The organism is Flavobacterium terrae, assembly GCF_900142035.1.
Classification (GTDB): Bacteria; Bacteroidota; Bacteroidia; order Flavobacteriales; family Flavobacteriaceae; genus Flavobacterium; species Flavobacterium terrae.
This window is the reverse complement of sequence record NZ_FQZI01000001.1, coordinates 69680-85963: the sequence shown is the minus strand read 5'-3', so window position 1 is coordinate 85963 and position 16284 is coordinate 69680. Positions and strand designations below refer to the sequence as shown.

Here is a 16284-nt window from a genome sequence, read left to right as displayed (position 1 = left end):
ACCCACCGCAAATTTGGCTTAAAATTTTGTTAAAAACAATTGTTAAGTCCTATAAACACTGATACTTATAAAAAATTTTATTTCGTCGGATTTATTTGCTTTTTATCGATTTTTTTAAATCAAAAACAAACTATTTATGAAGGAGATTAAATGGATAATAGTCATTTTACTTTTTTCCTGCGGAATTAGCCCAAGATTGTTTTCACAAGATATGGAAACCATTGCAGAACAAAAGCCTATTGAATTAACAGGGACTTTGTCTGTCTTTGGTTCTTATTACAATGTAACAGGCATTGATGCGCGTAGGAAAGATTTTTCTTGGTATGTAACTGGTAATCCAATATTAAAATTGTATGGAATCGAAATTCCATTTTCATTCACAGTAAGTGAACAAGAACGTTCTTTTCGTCAACCGTTCAATCAGTTTTGCATTAGTCCAAGTTATAAATGGGCAAAAGTGCATTTAGGCTACACAAATTTAACTTGGTCACCTTTCTCATGGGCTGGACAAACGGCAATGGGAGTTGGAGTTGAGCTTAATCCAGGGAAATTTAGATTTGGAGCATTATATGGAAGGCTTAACAGGGCAGTGGAAGAGGATTTGAATTCCCCTGAAGCAATAACTCCTGCCTACAAAAGAATGGGATACGCTATGAAAATTGGGTATGGAACAGAAACAAGTCATGTTGATCTAATTTTACTAAAAGGGAAGGACGATCAAAACTCATTAAATACTATTCCTACTCAGACAGAAGTTTTATCAGGTGAAAATGTTGTAGCTGCTTTATCATCAAAAATGAAGTTTACAGATCATTTATTTTGGGATTTTGATGTTGCATCGAGTTTGTATACAAGAGATGTTAATGCAATTGGATTTACTGCTAATGAAGAATCAACTTTAGATCAATTTAAATCATTATTAAAAGTAAACACATCAACGCAATGGTACAATGCATATCAGACCGAAGTAAGGTATGAGGAAAAGTTCTATAAAATTAAAGCCAAATACAGACGTGTTGAACCTGATTTTCAAAGTATGGGTGCCTATTATTTTCAGACAGATGTAGAGAATATCACTTTAGAACCTTCTGCGTATTTATTAAAAAATAAATTAAAAATATCAAGTAGTGTTGGTCAGCAACGCGATAACCTTATGAATAAAAAGTCTTTTACTACTAAGCGTTTTATCGGAAACATTGGACTAGATTGGACTATTTCTCAGAAGTTTGGTTTTAATGCTTTGTATTCAAATTATTCAGGAGAACAAGGAAAAGGATTGAAAATTCCTAATCAGGCTACACAACAATCTTATGTTTCTCAGAATATGGTTTTGATGCCTCGATTGACTTTTGTTAAAGAGAGGTTAACTCACTTTCATACGCTAATGCTAAACAAGCAATGGATGACGGATAGAAATCCTAATACAGCTAATTTGACGGAATATCAGGTAGACAACCTAAATTATAATAGCAATTTTATTTTCAATAAAACTGGATTTATGGTTGGAGTTAATTACCTGCTTTCAATTTTTAATTCTGAGGTAAATGTTAATCGATTAAATGGAGTAGGATTGAATTTAGCCAAGCCTTTTTTTCAAAATAAAATGAATTTGAATCTTTCGGCTAACGCGACACAACAAAAGTTAAACGGAGAATATTTTGCAGACATACTAAATATCACTTTGCAAGATACTTATAACTTCAATCAACATCACGGATTAACATTGAGAGGGGTTTATCTTGATAATACGGCAAAAAGCACCACAGGAATTTCATTTAAGGAGTACAATATAGATTTAGGTTATACCTATACATTTTAAACTTAGGATTATGAAAAATAATTTAAAATTTTTAAACATCGTTTTATTGCTTTTGGCACAATTAATTTGGTCACAAGCATCACCAACTGTAAATGTTACAGTACAGGTTTTACCACCTTACTCAACTTATTTGCCAGATTATGTAAATAGTTCAAATAAAGTGTTACTTACACTTTTGTCTTACACAAATGCAAATGTAAAGTTGAAAGCAACAATAACTGGCGACAATGGCATAACAGTTGCAACCTCTGATAGTTATAGACCTTCAGCTCCTTTGCAGCTTACAGCTTATCAGTCAAAAATCTTAACGGGTATAGATTTGAGAAATTATCTTGAATTTAATTCGGTTACTGTGAGTGGTATTGATAAAAGAGAATTGTTTAGAGGTTCAGGGATACCTGAAGGGAATTATACGTTGTGTGTTCAAGTTTTAGATTATAATACAGGAGCAGCTTTAAGTAGCCCCGAACCTTTGGGATGTAGTAATTCATTCAATATCGAACAAATTACCCCTCCACAGTTAATTACTCCAAGATGTGATGAGCCAATTATGGCTAGCAATATTCAAAATGTAATCTTTTCATGGTCGCCATCTGCTGGAGCACCAGCAGGGAGTCAATACAAACTGAAAATTGTTGAGCTGATTCCTGCGACTCGTAATCCAAATGAGGCCATGAATAGTGCTACTACTCCAGCTTTCTTTGAAACAACCACAAGCTCTTATACTTATGTGTATGGGCCAGCTCAACCTCAGTTTAAAAAGGGTAAAAAGTATGCGTGGCGTGTGACTTTACTGCCTGCAGGTGTAAGGGGAGGAACTCCATTAAATACACAAAACAAAGGAAATAGTGAGGTTTGTAGTTTTGAATATAAAGAAGATGAAAATGTATCAACTATTCCACAAAATGTAACAAATGGAATAACTCTACTAGATCCTATTAAAGGTAAAAAAATTTTTAGTGGATATGGATTAGAATTTTCTTGGGCTCCTTCAAAACAAGCAGTTAAAAAATATCAGTTGCAATTTACTGATAGATTTACTCAAGACGTAAAAATTACTAATTGGAATAGTTTGCCTGAAAATTTATTTGATTTGCCCAATAGTTTTTATGCAAGCAAGGATACTGGTTTAAATACGAAACAGACTTTACCTCCTTCATTTACAACTGGAAATGGGAAAATTGCTTGGCGTATTGTAGGACTTGATTCACAAGATAAAATCATTGACAAAAGTGCAATTGAAATTTATGAAGTAGTAGATGCACCAAGTAGTGATCGTATAAAATTAATTTCTCCTATTAATGGTAAACAAATTTCAGGTGGAGAAACAATAACTTATTCATGGACAGCTTCTAAGAAAAAAACAGTACAAGAGTATTTGATACAATGGAAATACATTAAAAATAAGAATGAGGTTAGTGAAAAGCTTTTTTCTGATACAGATTTTAATGGATCTATTGGACCATTCAAAGAAACGCAGTTTAGTATGAAGACTCAAGTAGATCAAGACGAACGAATGATGGCTTGGCGTGTTATAGGGATTTCTAATAATAAAATTGTAGATAGTAGTTTGCCAGATTATTTGGAATTTGTAAAAGATAAATCAGATTTGGCTAATTTAAAAAACTTGATAATAAATGGTTACAGTATTCAGATAACAAAAATTAATGATAAAAATCCTGACTCATATGCTGGTCAAGGAAAAGTTTTATTATGGGAAAACGGGCCAACTATAACCGTTTGGTTCAAGGATTTAAAAATTAAACCTATTTCCTATATCGCTAAAACAAAATCATATGTTTATGCTGTAGTTGATGGAATGATTGATATGCCTTACAATAAGGCGTTTGAATACAAAAAAGAAAAAATTAGTTTAAGTACTCACAATCAAAGTGAGGGTGCTTATGAATTATTTTTCAAAAACATCACATTTAAGGCAAATCTAAAAGGCATTGAAAATCCAGAAACAAAAACATTCAAAGTCACAGAAGATTTAGGTACAACAACAGCTAAGATAACAGCAAAATGGTACTCAAACTTTATGCTGCCTAAAGAAAAACAAACTGGTGAATATTCTCAATATGTTTTTGAAAGCAATGAAGAAGACATTAAAATGACCTTTAAAGATAGATTTGATGGGACAATTCAATTCAAAAATCAAAAACTTGAAAACCTTGGAGGGCATGGTATTGAGGTAGATTTTGATGCACTTGAAGGTGTAAAAGCAAAAATTAAAGGATTAACTGCAGAATCTTCTTTAAATGGGAAGGTAACTATTCCAAAAGCAAATTCTGAAAATGCTATCATTAAAATTGAAGGGGGAGGTAGTCTAGCTAATCTAGGGAAATTAGAAATTACATTCAAACAAAAATCAAATTTGAATTTTGAACATCTTTTCGCAAAACCATTACGTTGGAATATTTCAAAAGACAAATCTGTTTTTGCAATTATCGAAAAAGCATATGTTCATTTGTCAGAAGAAGGAATGTTAGATGCTAAATATAAAACTTATCCTCTAGGTCTAAACATAGAGAAATTAGGGGTTGAAGTTGTTATGCCTTCAAAGTCAGGAAAACAACCATCAACATTCAAATTAAACTTTGATAAAGTTTATAATAACGGAGATGGTTACACTAATAATAAAAAAGGGGAGGAAGTTGTTAAGTCAAAAATCGATGTCGCAGGTTTTCTTACAAAACTTCAAAAATCAACTTTTTTAATGAAATTTAATAAATTATATATGCTTAATGTAGAAGGAAATATGTATGTTCCTTTTATCAACGATTGGGTGGGAATAAATATTTTTATAGACGATGATAAATTACAAGACGCTAATCTTTCTTTCGATTACAATAAAATATATTATTTATCAAAAGACAAAACAACATCGGCATTTGTAAAAATATCTTCTGGTAGATTTGAAAACAAGGCAATTGTACTATCACCTAGAATTACAATCAAAAACTCAAAAAATAAAGGATTTGAGACTAATGATATGTCTATGTGTGATTTGTATGTTAATTCAGAGGGGACAGTATCTTACGATAAAAACTTCTCTTTAAATTCAGATTCAGCTTGTGAAGGTTCGAAAAAATGGGCAACTTATTATCGTTTTACTTACGGAATTGATAAAATGAAAATAAAAAGAAATGCTTCTAAGACTGAAGCAGAATTTTTATTCTCGGGGGATATTAATTTAGGTCAAAATATAGCTACCAATTCAAAAAAAGAAATGGGTTTCAAATATATTGGTCAAGCACCAAATCCTAATGTAACTCTGTCGGATTTAGAAGGAATAAACAATAGCGCAAGTCAAAATCCAAATTCTGGCAATTACCAAGCTCCTAAAGGAATCAAAGGGCCTAATTCAGAAGTATACCATTATGTCTCAACTTTAGAGAATAACATTTCTATATCGGATGATGGAAAAGCTATTAGCGGCGGATATGAAGATGGAGCACAAAAATTTGGTGGTGGTTTTAAAATAGGGCATGATGATAAATGGGGGGATTATTTTCAATTAGAAGGAAAATATGAAGCAAAAGAACCTACAGCAAAAGAACTTGAATCTAAATTAATTTTAGGGAAAACGCTCGAAAGTAATGGTAAATTCACCTATTGGTTTTTTGAATTCAAGCAAAAAGGAATGGTTGTAGTGCCAGTTATACCAGGTGTAGTTGAAATTCATGGTTTTGGTGGCAAGGCATACTATCATATGAAACCTACCTATGATAATTTAGGCCAAGTTACCGACTTAAATCCTGACTCAAGTTTATCATTAGGTATTGCCGCTACTGCATATGCACGTACTGCATACGATAATGGCAGAACCTTACACGGCTCAGTACAAATTGTAACTGAATTCTACGATTGGAGTATTAGCGGTATCGATTATTACATCAAAGCTGATGCTATAGCCGAAAATTCAAATAGTTCAGGTATGCTTCAAGCTCGTTTAAACGGAAGTTTGAACTGGAAGGATAAATACATTAACGGTAAAGGTCAAATTTGGGGTAAAGTAAAAGACATTGTATGCTTGAATGAAGGGCAAACTAACGAAGATTCTATTTTTTTTCAATTTGGTGGAGGCGAATTTAAAATCGATATTGGAACAGAAAGCGTCCCTATTACAGCAGAAGTAATGTGTGGAAGTGGTTTAACTATGGGGGTTTGGTTCAACTTATCTAAAACTAATATTGAGCTAGGTGTAAAAGAACATTATGACTCTGGATGGAAAGGGTTAAATCTACATGTAGCATCAGCACAAGGAAAATTAGTAACCGATTTTTCTGCAGGATTGAATGTTCAATATTCACCATCGTTTCAAGCTACAGGAAATGCATCATTTAGCGGGAGAGCATATGGTAAAGGTTGTGTGAAATATATAGGCTGTATAAGTGGCAGTTGTGGTGTAGGAGCAAAATTAGCAGTTACTATGCCTAATCCAGTCGTTTTTGAAGGTTCAGTTAGTTGTGATGTAAGTAGATGGATTCCTGATTTTACATTACATGCAAGATGGTCGTCAAATGGCGGATTTAGTATTTGGGTTTAAAAAAATAAAGAGATGAAAAAATACATATTATATATCGTTTTTACTTTTGTTACAGTTTCAGTCAAAGCACAAGAATACAAGCTATTTGGCGCTTCAATCAACGAAAAAGTGCAATTAAAATGGATGTCAAAACAAATATCGAGGGAAACAGCTTTTGATGTATATAAAAAAGAAAACGAAAATTGGGAGAAATTAAACATGAATCCTATTGTTCCTTCACCATTGATTTCTGCGAATGAATTAAAATCATCTAAAAATCCTTTTCCGAATGATGAAGCATATGCAATATATGTTGAACATTATTCTAAAAAAGAAGACGCAGCAAACAAACAAGCTTATGCTGATTATACTTTAGCAATGAATTCAATTTCAGATAATGTTTTAGCAAAACATCGCGGTATTTATTTTGAAGATAGCAATGTTCAAAAAGGAAAAACATATTCCTATAAATTAGTAGATGCAAAATCTCAAAAAGAGCTTTCTGTAATAAATAATTTAACAGTAGGTAATCTAGGGAATGCACCAGACAATATAAAATTCAAGCAAAACAAGCAAAATATCGAGTTGGTTTGGCCTATAAATGAAGATTATATTGGTTATAACTTATATAGAAACAATGATAAAATTAATGGAGAATTAATAATGCCTAATACTGAAAAAGGCTCTGTTTCAATAAATTCTTATAATGATCTTAAAGTACCTGCGGGTAATTATGTTTATATAATAAAAGGTGTTACTTTCTTAAATACTGAATCGAACCCCTCACAAGAGATTAAGGTTGAAGTGAAAGATGCTACACCTCCTGCAGTAGTAAAAGGAGTTAATGCTGAACGTAAAAATCTTGGCGTCACAATCACTTGGAAAGCTTCAACAGACGCAGATGTTGTGGGTTATAATATCCACAAGAGTAACGATATGGGTAAAAATTTTGCAAAAATCACTACACAACCCATAAAAGAGAACAAATATATTGATGTGCTTAAAAAAGATGTTTCTGGAACTTTACAGTATAAAGTAGAAGCAGTTGATGCTAGCGGTAATGGATTGTTATCCATGCCTGTGGCAATTTTTGCACCCGATGTTGAGGCTCCAGCAAAACTTGAAGATGTAAAAGGAAAATCAGAAGTAGGCAAAATTACGATTTCATGGAAGGCAAATTCAGAGAAAGATTTAGCGGGTTATAGAATTTATCGCGGACTGAAAAACGATGATGAAAACGAAATGTTATTGTTAAATGTTGAACCTCAAACAGCAACCATATTTGTAGATACATTTAACGAAAAAGCAAGTACAAAATTTATCTATAAAGTAGCTGCTGTTGATAAATCTTATAATCATAGTGAAAAAGCTGAAGTTTGGATTCAATTACCAGATGTTATTCCGCCAACAGCACCATTCTTAAAAGAAGCTAAAATAGAAAACGATGAGGTAATTTTGAATTGGAATCCTGTTTTGACTGATGCTATTCAAGGTTATGAAGTCTATAGAAGAATAGATGAAATAGATGAAAAAATTTCAACTGATTTAGTAAACGGATTAACCTTTGTTGATAAAATTAAAAATCGCGGAATTATAGAATATTATGTCAAAGCGGTAGATTCGGCAAAATTAGTGTCAAGCCCTTCAAATAAAATTGCTATTGCAACAGGAGATATAAAAGCTGATTTCTCTTTGGTAGTCAATCAAAATATTGCGAGAAAAAAAGTAGTACTAACAATAACAGGCGTTAAGCCAGAAGAAATTCAAGAGCTAATTGTGTATAGAAAAGATGGCGATTCAGGTTTTAGAATTATTTCTTCATTCTTTACAAATAATGAGTTTATAGATTTAAATTCGGAAGAAAATCAAATTTACCAATATTTTGTTGTTGCTCTATTAAAAGATGATACAAGACTAAAATCAGAAAAAATTAGTATAAATAACACGTATTAGTTTTATTTATCTATGTATCAAGAATTGTAATTCTCTTTCGAGCTGTCAATTAAAATAAAATGCTAAATTTGTCCGTAATAAAAATAAATAAAAATGGCACAAGCAATAACAGATGCTACTTTTGAAGAAGTAGTATTACAATCAAGTAAACCAGTATTAGTAGATTTTTGGGCAGCATGGTGTGGTCCTTGTCGTATGGTTGGTCCAATCATTGATGAAATTTCTACTGAATACGATGGTAAAGCTGTAGTAGGTAAAGTTGATGTAGATGCAAATCAAGAATTTGCTGCAAAATATGGAGTTCGTAATATTCCAACTGTTCTTATTTTTCAAAATGGAGAAGTAGTAGGACGTCAAGTAGGTGTTGCTCCAAAAGATACTTATACTAAAGCTATTGATGCTTTATTGTAATTCTTTATTAAATTAGAATATAAAAAAGGCTCGGTAATTCCGAGCCTTTTTTGTTTCTTAAGGGAGATAACACTTGTAAAAAAATAGGAAAAACACCCTTTTAAAACAGGAAAGACACTCTTTCATATGACCAGCTATTGTTAAATATTTGTAGTGGATAAAACTTAATAAATTTTAAACTAACTAAATGGCTATGAAAACTTTAAAAAATCTTTTGTGTATTACATTATTGTGTGGGGCAATAATTTCTTGTAATAAGGACGATGATAATTCGTCACAAACACCTGTTGTAACAGAGCAAAATCCTTTACCTGGTTATTTAACAGCAACAGGGTTTGATCAAAAAACGACTAATTATGTTAATTCTGGGGATTACGAATTTGGAATCACATTTACACCTCTTGTAAATGGTAAGATAACTACATTAATGACTAAAATTCCTGATGTTCGTACTTCGATGAGAATTACAATTTGGGACAAAGCTACAGCAACAATTTTAAGAACAGAATTGATTGATGTAACTTCTTCGGGTGTAGAAATAAGTAAAGTTATTTCGCCGTTGGATCTTGTAAAGGATAAAGAGTACATGATTACGTATAACAGTAATGACTGGTACGAGAGAAAAAAAACAGATGGGACTAATACAACTTATCCTGTAACTGTAGGTGATATTAAGATTATGTCTTATGCATACAAATCAGGTACGAATCAAGTAATGCCTGATGTAATTCCTATGAATTATTATGCTGGTGATTTAACTTTTAAATTTGTTAAGTCGTAAATTATAACATAAGTATTATACTTGAAAAGGTTTGGCGAAAAGCCAAACCTTTTTCTTATTTTTGAGAGATGAACCTAGAATCTCAAATAGAAAAAATATCTAGCTTCCAACATTTGGAACTTTTAGCAAATCAAATTGTTGAAGGTTTTATATCTGGAATGCATAAATCTCCTTTTCATGGTTTTTCGGCAGAATTTGCTGAACATAAGATATATAATGCAGGAGAAAGCACAAAGCATATTGATTGGAAACTTTACGCTAAAACAGATCGTCTTTATACAAAGCGATTTGAAGAAGAAACAAATCTCCGCTGTCATTTAATTATTGATAATTCTTCTTCGATGCATTACCCGAAACTTTCTTCAAATCAGTTTTTTTATGAAAACAAAATTGGGTTTTCGGTTCTGGCATCAGCAGTGCTGATGAATTTGCTTAAAAAACAGCGTGATGCCGTTGGATTGAGTGTGTATTCGGGTTCATATGAGTATTATGCTCCCGAAAAAGGAAGTGATCGTCATCATAGAATGTTGCTCCATAAATTAGAAAATTTACTTCAAACAAATAATTCAACTAAGCAAACAGATACTATTACGTATTTGCATCATATTGCGGAAAAAATGCATCGTCGTTCAATGATAATTTTATTTACAGACATGTTTCAAGGAGCAGATGATGAGAAGCTCTTTAAGGCACTTCAGCATCTAAAGCACAACAAGCACAAAGTAGTTTTGTTTCATGTATTAGATAAGAAAACAGAATTGAATTTTAATTTTGATAATTCACCACGAAAATTTATCGACCTTGAAACAGGAGATGAGGTAAATTTATTTGCCGAAAACATAAAAACCGATTATGAAAAATTGGTAAAAAACTATTTTGGAAAAATAGCTAATACCTGTGCAATGTATAAAATTAAGTATGTTCCTGTTTATGTCGACGAAAAATTTGAAAAAATAATGACAACTTATTTGGTTGAAAAACAAAGATTTGGGTGATTTTAAATAAAATATTTTAAATTTTTTTAAAAAAAGACTTGCGGGAATGAAAAACGGTTGTATATTTGCACTCGCAATTAAGCACTGGTTTGGTAGTTCAGTTGGTTAGAATACATGCCTGTCACGCATGGGGTCGCGGGTTCGAGTCCCGTCCAGACCGCCAGAAAAGAGGAAGCTCCGTTAAACACGGAGCTTTTTTGCCCTCTTAAGATATTTAAAATTAGTTGTGTTGTTTAGTTCCGAGTAAAATCGGAATGGTTTAGTAGTTAGACCAATGAAAAGCTTTCCATTTGATTGGAGGGCTTTTTTATTTTTATATCGGTTTGTTTCATTTTGTGTTTTTTTATGAAACATGTTAACAGTAAATAAGTTATGATTTTAATCAAAAAAATAACGAATTTCAAAATAGAAAAGACTTGTGAAAATAAAAAACGGTTGTATATTTGCACTCGCAATTAAGCACTGGTTTGGTAGTTCAGTTGGTTAGAATACATGCCTGTCACGCATGGGGTCGCGGGTTCGAGTCCCGTCCAGACCGCCAGTAATAAAAAAAGCCTTTCAATCGAAAGGCTTTTTTTATTTTATATCATATGTGTTTTTCTTAGAAAAAAAAATGTCTGTTTGTCCAACTCACATAAAGGAAGGTGCCTAGAAAAATCATGCAGACTATGAATTTCATAAAAGAAGAAACTAAGAACCCCAGAAAAGATCCTGTGGCTGCCTTTAAGGCTCTTTTGTGATCATCTTTGTCATAAAGTAATTCGCCTAAAAAAGCACCTAAAAAAGCACCAATAATAAATCCGAAAGGGATGGGAATAAATAGACCAATAATCAAACCAATATTTGTTCCCCAAACACCGTACTTACTTCCTCCAAATTTTTTAGTGCCTTTGGCAGGAATAATGTAATCTAAAATCATGATTAGTAATGTGATTGCAAGAGTTATTCCTAATACCCAATAATTGTTTGGAACGGCGTTGGTAAGGTATAATAGTAAAATTCCAATCCAACTTAATCCTGGGCCGGGTAGGGCTGGTAAAAAGCTGCCAATAATTCCAGTAATAACACAAACAAAGCCAAGTATTAATAGCAATATATCCATAAATTAATTTTTATTACTTTTGAACCCTAAAATAGAATTATTTTCTCAAATTAAATCGGGTTGTCCCAAAATGAAAAGAATATTTCCTCTTTCTTTGGCTTTTCTTTTATTTTCGTGCCAGTACTTTGAAAAAGAAGTGCCTAGCAAAGATGAATTGTTGAAACAAGAAATTAAAAAAATAGATTGGGATAAGGTTGATGAATTTCCAAGTCTTGTGGTTTGTGATTCACTTGATAGCAAAGAAGACAGAAAACAATGTTTTTTTGAATTATTAACACGTGATTTAGAATCTAGATTGAGTAATGATACCATTAGAACTCAATTTCCAAGTATTGATACTTTGCAACTTAAAATAATTGTATCACCTGACTATACAATCGAATTTGCATCACAAAATACTTCAGAGGATGTTTTTAAGCTAGATAGTGTAGTTAAACAACTAACAGTAGGAATGCCTATTATTGAGCCTGCGATAAAAAGGGGTATAAAAGTAAAATCTGAGTTTGTCGTTCCGGTTGTTATAAAAAGAGTTGATTAATCTCTGTTAACCATACTTTTTGCATCTTTAAATAATCTCACAAAATTTATTCCGTTCTCGATAGTTCCGTCTTTAATAAGTCTATTCTTTGGAGTAGACTGGAAATCTTCAAAGTATTGTGTATCAATAATTTTTTGAGAATCAAATTTTGGTCTTGCAAATGATGTAACGATAATTTCTTCTAATTCATCTCTTGAAGGAGCTAAAACGACTTTAACGTAGTAGTTTTCAGCTCTGCTTGGATCTAAGACTATTCTTTTGGGTTCATAGCCTTTAATTCCAAAAACAAGTACGTCTTTAGGTTTTACAATTATAGAGAAAAGTCCATTTGTATCAGTAATAACAATATTTCGAGTGTTTAAACTGATCACCTCTACACCCTTTATAGGAATATCGTTGTTAACAACTTTTCCATGCACAAACATTCCGGTTTGCGAAAAGCAAATTTGAACCAGAAATATGAAAAACAATATGTAGAATCTACTTTTCATAAGACTATAATTGAGAGTAACATAAAGTTACAAAATCTTATGTTATAATATATTATGAAATAGGTTAATTGTTTTTTGTTTTGGTTTTAACGAATTAGTTTTTTTGGAATTATTTTTTGAAAGTTCTTCCTTTCCATTTATAGTTTCCAAAAAAACTATAAAAAACTACTGCGGAACTAAAGAAAGGATAAATTAAACTACTTAGAAAAAAATGATTGAGATTCACTTTAAAGAAGTTTGAAGTATTTCGAATAAGTATATAGTCAACTATAAACTTTAAAATCATAACAGATATAATTACCTCTAAAGCGATGAAATTAGTTAGCCAAAGCAGTATAGATATTATGCAGGTTAAATTCATTAAAAACACACATAATCCTAATTGCTTGCTATAGACCCCTGAATAACTTCCTGTTTTACTCGCCCATCGTACTCGTTGATGAAATAGAGATAACCATGATTTTTCAGTTTGAGTGAGTACTAAAGTTTCGTTTGATTTTACAAAATGAACATTTTCACTTTGATAATTAAGGGCTTTTTGTAATAAAAAAACATCATCACCACTTGCAATAGTATCATTCCCTTCAAATCCGTTTAGCTCTTCAAAAAAATCTTTTTGATAAGCAAAATTGGCACCGTTGCATATGAATGGTTGTTGATTACCAAAACTTCCTATCGTTGTTCCTTGTAAGCTCATTAAGTCCAATTGCTGAAATTCATCAATAACTGAATTCCCTGTTTGATAATAAACACCAGATGCTATCATTTTTGGATCATGTTCTTTAATAAAAGCATCAAATGTTTTTAGCCAATTTTTAGGGATAATGCAATCCGCATCTGTTGTTATAATCCAATCTGTTTCAGCATTTTTGATGGCCGTATTAATAGCATCTTTTTTTGGTGAATTGGTTTTTCGAATATTCTTTAATACGAAAATCTGAAATCTGAAATCTGAAATCTGAAACTTATCTGTAGAGTCATCATCGACTAAAATAACTCTGAATAAGTTATAAGGATAATCTAGTTTTTCAATTGACTGCATTAGCTTAGGAAGATTTTGGGCTTCATTCCTAAAAGGAATAACAATTGTAAATTGATTGGATGGTGTACTTTCTTTAGGAATGAATGTTTTTACTTTGGCGAAACCGTAGATCAGCCATAAAATGTTTAAAACATAGTATATTGTTATGATAATGATTCCTGTTTCCATCCTGATTTAAATGTAAATACAAAATAGGCTCCTATAACAACTGGTAAAACAGTATTTAAAAACCACATAAGTGTTGTGACAAACACGACAATCCATTCGTTAACGCCTAGTAATCCAAAAAAATAAACCGCCACACTCCCTTTAACGGCAAAGTCTAGAAATTGAAAACTTGGCAAAGCAGAAGCAAGAAAATATACGCTCGTTATGGCGGCCATCAATGATAGATAAGGCAGTTGAACGTCCAAAATCAAAAACAAAACATAGTACTGATGTGAAAATGTAAGGTATCTGGCAACGGCTAATAAAATGTTTTTTTGGTGTATTTTTTTAGGAATGACATTGATTTTGTGTATCAGTTTTTCCAAGGAATATCCTTTAATATTAATTCTCTTCATGAAAAATGAAAGGGAAAGTAGTACTATAAACAATCCGAAAATTAAAATAACACTTTTAGGAGTAATGATGTTGAAAGAAGCATTGAAATATAATAATCCAAAAGTGCCAAAAATAACCGTTAAAATCATCTGGATTCCGTTACAAATTAAATTCAGAAAGACAATTTTTTTGCTTTTTTCTTTTTCAAAAAACAACGCTTTTCCTGCGTATTCACCTATCCCATTTGGAGTGAAAAGAGCCAATGTTAAGGCTCCCATAACCTGTTTTGTAGATTCCCATATAGTTATCGGTTTTATGAAATTTACCAAGTTTTTCCATTTAAGAATTTCTAGATAACGGTTTAAAAAAGAGAGAAATAAAATAAAGCAAACATTTCCTATAGAGGCTTTTTCAATCAGTAATTTATTGAATTGACTCCAATTTAATTGATTGTCATGTGCTAATCGATCATAAATAAAATAAAAAGCTCCTCCAACAATGCAAAGTTTAAGGAGAAGTATAAGGAATTGCTTAGCTTTGTCGCTTACAGTTATCATTGAAGCAAAGTAACGAAACTTTAGACGTTTAACCTTTAACCTTTCAAATAAAAAGAGTGTCAAACGAACGTATCATATTAGGAATTGATCCAGGTACCACAATTATGGGTTTTGGACTCATTCGAGTAGTCAATAAAAAGATGGAATTTGTCCAACTTAATGAATTGCAATTAAACAAAATGGATGATCACTATATGCGTTTGAAACGAATTTTTGAACGAACTATTGAGTTAATCGACACCTATCATCCTGATGAAATTGCTATTGAAGCACCTTTCTTTGGTAAAAACGTGCAATCAATGTTGAAGCTTGGAAGAGCACAAGGTGTTGCAATGGCTGCGGGTTTATCACGGCAAATTCCAATTACAGAATATGAGCCTAAGAAAATTAAAATGGCAATTACAGGAAACGGAAATGCAAGTAAAGAACAAGTCGCAAAAATGCTTCAGCAATTATTAGGATTAAAAGAGTTGCCTAAAAACCTAGATTCTACGGATGGTTTGGCAGCAGCTGTTTGCCATTTTTTTAATTCGGGAAGAGTAGAGATTGGTAAAAGTTATTCTGGTTGGGATGCCTTTGTGAAACAAAACGAAGGAAGAATAAAAAAATAACCTTACTGTTGAGAAATAAGAATATATTTGCAAAAAAATTAAAACCTGCTTATGAAAATGTTTAAATTCTTTGCTGTATTATTTATAGCAGTTTCTTTGTTTTCTTGTTCTTCTGATAGTTCAAGTGATGACACAACAGATAACTCAGCTGATTATTTTAACTTAACCTATAATGGTCAAGCAAAAACAGTTAATAGCTGGGTTGCTATTAAACAAGAAGATTTTATTGAAGTTTCGGGAGATACGCCTGATGGTCTTGGGATTTCTTTAAAATTTAATGCTCACGGTAATTTATATGAGGCTTTTACTCATCCAAATACTCCATCGAGTACAATACCTACTTCAGGTTCGTTTGCATATTTTAGTAATAGTACTTTTACTTTTCAATTAGTTGAATTAAATACAACTAATAAAACAATCAAGGTTAATTTTAGTGGTAAGTTATACGAAGATGAATACGATCATACTTCAGCAACTAATACAGTTAGTGGTTCGTTTAAAATTCCTTATACATCAGTAACACCACCTATCAGTGGTATTGGAACCTACGCTAAAATAAATGGACAAGATTGGTATGGTATTCAAAAATATGCTTCTGGGAACGGTAGTACAATGACTTTGTACGAACAAAACGGAGGTGAGTATATTATTGGAATTGTTTATCCTGATTCATCTCTTCAAACAGGAACATTTAATTTTTCGAATAATTCCGCAAGTAATAGAATCTCGTTTTCAAAATATGACCCAGTAACACATGAGGAAATAGAGTACAATGTTTCGGGAACTATTACTTATACTCAAGCTTCAATATTGGCACAAGGAACGTTCAGCTTAACGGCAACACATCCAACAAACGGATCTACCGTTACAATTACAAATGGTACTTTTAAAGAAGGAGCACAATAATATT

General features: G+C 31.9%; 13 protein-coding genes and 2 tRNA genes. 11 read left to right on the top strand and 4 right to left on the bottom strand.

Annotated features, from left to right (window positions below; genetic code table 11):
* Positions 1–136: 136 nt before the first annotated feature.
* The 8 genes from BUC09_RS00410 to BUC09_RS00375 all read left to right on the top strand — a co-directional run bounded on the left by BUC09_RS00410 (position 137) and on the right by BUC09_RS00375 (position 11031).
* Positions 137–1819: a hypothetical protein gene (locus BUC09_RS00410; protein WP_143161834.1), complete on the top strand. Its 1683-nt coding sequence runs from the start codon at positions 137–139 to the stop codon at positions 1817–1819.
* 10 nt (positions 1820–1829) lie between these two features.
* Entirely contained in the window at positions 1830–6371 is a 4542-nt protein-coding gene (locus BUC09_RS00405) for a hypothetical protein (protein WP_073307596.1), read from the top strand.
* Between the two features lie 12 nt (positions 6372–6383).
* A complete protein-coding gene (locus tag BUC09_RS00400; RefSeq protein WP_073307594.1) occupies positions 6384–8303 on the top strand; it encodes a fibronectin type III domain-containing protein in 1920 nt (639 codons plus the stop codon).
* Positions 8304–8396: 93 nt separating this feature from the next.
* Positions 8397–8714: a thioredoxin gene (trxA, locus tag BUC09_RS00395; protein WP_073307592.1), complete on the top strand. Its 318-nt coding sequence runs from the start codon at positions 8397–8399 to the stop codon at positions 8712–8714.
* Positions 8715–8907: 193 nt separating this feature from the next.
* Complete coding sequence (locus tag BUC09_RS00390; protein WP_159432921.1) at positions 8908–9495, top strand: DUF4082 domain-containing protein; 588 nt, start codon at positions 8908–8910, stop codon at positions 9493–9495.
* A 68-nt stretch (positions 9496–9563) separates the two neighbouring features.
* Positions 9564–10490, top strand: a complete 927-nt coding sequence (locus BUC09_RS00385) for a DUF58 domain-containing protein (protein ID WP_073307588.1) — start codon at positions 9564–9566, stop codon at positions 10488–10490.
* Between the two features lie 86 nt (positions 10491–10576).
* A tRNA-Asp gene (locus BUC09_RS00380) sits at positions 10577–10653 on the top strand.
* A 301-nt stretch (positions 10654–10954) separates the two neighbouring features.
* Positions 10955–11031 (top strand) — tRNA-Asp (locus tag BUC09_RS00375).
* Between the two features lie 60 nt (positions 11032–11091).
* Here the strand turns inward: BUC09_RS00375 and BUC09_RS00370 are convergent.
* Positions 11092–11592: a DUF456 domain-containing protein gene (locus BUC09_RS00370; protein WP_073307586.1), complete on the bottom strand. Its 501-nt coding sequence runs from the start codon at positions 11590–11592 to the stop codon at positions 11092–11094.
* 70 nt (positions 11593–11662) lie between these two features.
* Between BUC09_RS00370 and BUC09_RS00365 the strand changes: the two genes are divergently transcribed.
* A complete protein-coding gene (locus BUC09_RS00365; protein ID WP_073307584.1) occupies positions 11663–12130 on the top strand; it encodes a hypothetical protein in 468 nt (155 codons plus the stop codon).
* Here the strand turns inward: BUC09_RS00365 and BUC09_RS00360 are convergent.
* The 3 genes from BUC09_RS00360 to BUC09_RS00350 form a co-directional block, all read right to left on the bottom strand.
* The gene (locus BUC09_RS00360) at positions 12127–12621 is read right to left on the bottom strand and encodes a carboxypeptidase-like regulatory domain-containing protein (protein WP_084127046.1); all 495 of its coding nucleotides are present in this window, start codon (positions 12619–12621) and stop codon (positions 12127–12129) included. The genes BUC09_RS00365 and BUC09_RS00360 overlap by 4 nt on opposite strands.
* A gap of 109 nt (positions 12622–12730) precedes the next feature.
* Positions 12731–13831 carry a glycosyltransferase family 2 protein gene (locus BUC09_RS00355; protein WP_073307580.1) on the bottom strand — a complete coding sequence of 367 codons (1101 nt, stop codon included), beginning with the start codon at positions 13829–13831 and terminating at the stop codon, positions 12731–12733.
* Positions 13807–14763: a lysylphosphatidylglycerol synthase domain-containing protein gene (locus BUC09_RS00350; RefSeq protein ID WP_073307578.1), complete on the bottom strand. Its 957-nt coding sequence runs from the start codon at positions 14761–14763 to the stop codon at positions 13807–13809. Before BUC09_RS00350 ends, BUC09_RS00355 begins: the two co-directional genes overlap by 25 nt.
* Before the next feature lie 56 nt (positions 14764–14819).
* On the opposite strand from BUC09_RS00350, the gene ruvC reads away from it, so the two are divergent.
* Together ruvC and BUC09_RS00340 are read left to right on the top strand one after the other, a co-directional pair.
* Positions 14820–15374, top strand: coding sequence for a crossover junction endodeoxyribonuclease RuvC (ruvC, locus tag BUC09_RS00345; protein ID WP_073307576.1), 555 nt, complete (start codon positions 14820–14822; stop codon positions 15372–15374).
* A 51-nt stretch (positions 15375–15425) separates the two neighbouring features.
* Entirely contained in the window at positions 15426–16280 is an 855-nt protein-coding gene (locus tag BUC09_RS00340) for a DUF6252 domain-containing protein (protein WP_073307574.1), read from the top strand.
* Positions 16281–16284 lie beyond the last annotated feature (4 nt).

Excerpts from the sequence above, each read along its gene's own strand:
- BUC09_RS00410 (WP_143161834.1), top strand. The coding sequence starts at position 137 with ATGAAGGAGATTAAATGGATAATAGTCATTTTACTTTTTTCCTGCGGA.
- BUC09_RS00405 (WP_073307596.1), top strand. The coding sequence starts at position 1,830 with ATGAAAAATAATTTAAAATTTTTAAACATCGTTTTATTGCTTTTGGCA.
- BUC09_RS00400 (WP_073307594.1), top strand. The coding sequence starts at position 6,384 with ATGAAAAAATACATATTATATATCGTTTTTACTTTTGTTACAGTTTCA.
- trxA (WP_073307592.1), top strand. The coding sequence starts at position 8,397 with ATGGCACAAGCAATAACAGATGCTACTTTTGAAGAAGTAGTATTACAA.
- BUC09_RS00390 (WP_159432921.1), top strand. The coding sequence starts at position 8,908 with ATGAAAACTTTAAAAAATCTTTTGTGTATTACATTATTGTGTGGGGCA.
- BUC09_RS00385 (WP_073307588.1), top strand. The coding sequence starts at position 9,564 with ATGAACCTAGAATCTCAAATAGAAAAAATATCTAGCTTCCAACATTTG.
- BUC09_RS00370 (WP_073307586.1), bottom strand. The coding sequence starts at position 11,592 with ATGGATATATTGCTATTAATACTTGGCTTTGTTTGTGTTATTACTGGA.
- BUC09_RS00365 (WP_073307584.1), top strand. The coding sequence starts at position 11,663 with ATGAAAAGAATATTTCCTCTTTCTTTGGCTTTTCTTTTATTTTCGTGC.
- BUC09_RS00360 (WP_084127046.1), bottom strand. The coding sequence starts at position 12,621 with ATGAAAAGTAGATTCTACATATTGTTTTTCATATTTCTGGTTCAAATT.
- BUC09_RS00355 (WP_073307580.1), bottom strand. The coding sequence starts at position 13,831 with ATGGAAACAGGAATCATTATCATAACAATATACTATGTTTTAAACATT.
- BUC09_RS00350 (WP_073307578.1), bottom strand. The coding sequence starts at position 14,763 with ATGATAACTGTAAGCGACAAAGCTAAGCAATTCCTTATACTTCTCCTT.
- BUC09_RS00340 (WP_073307574.1), top strand. The coding sequence starts at position 15,426 with ATGAAAATGTTTAAATTCTTTGCTGTATTATTTATAGCAGTTTCTTTG.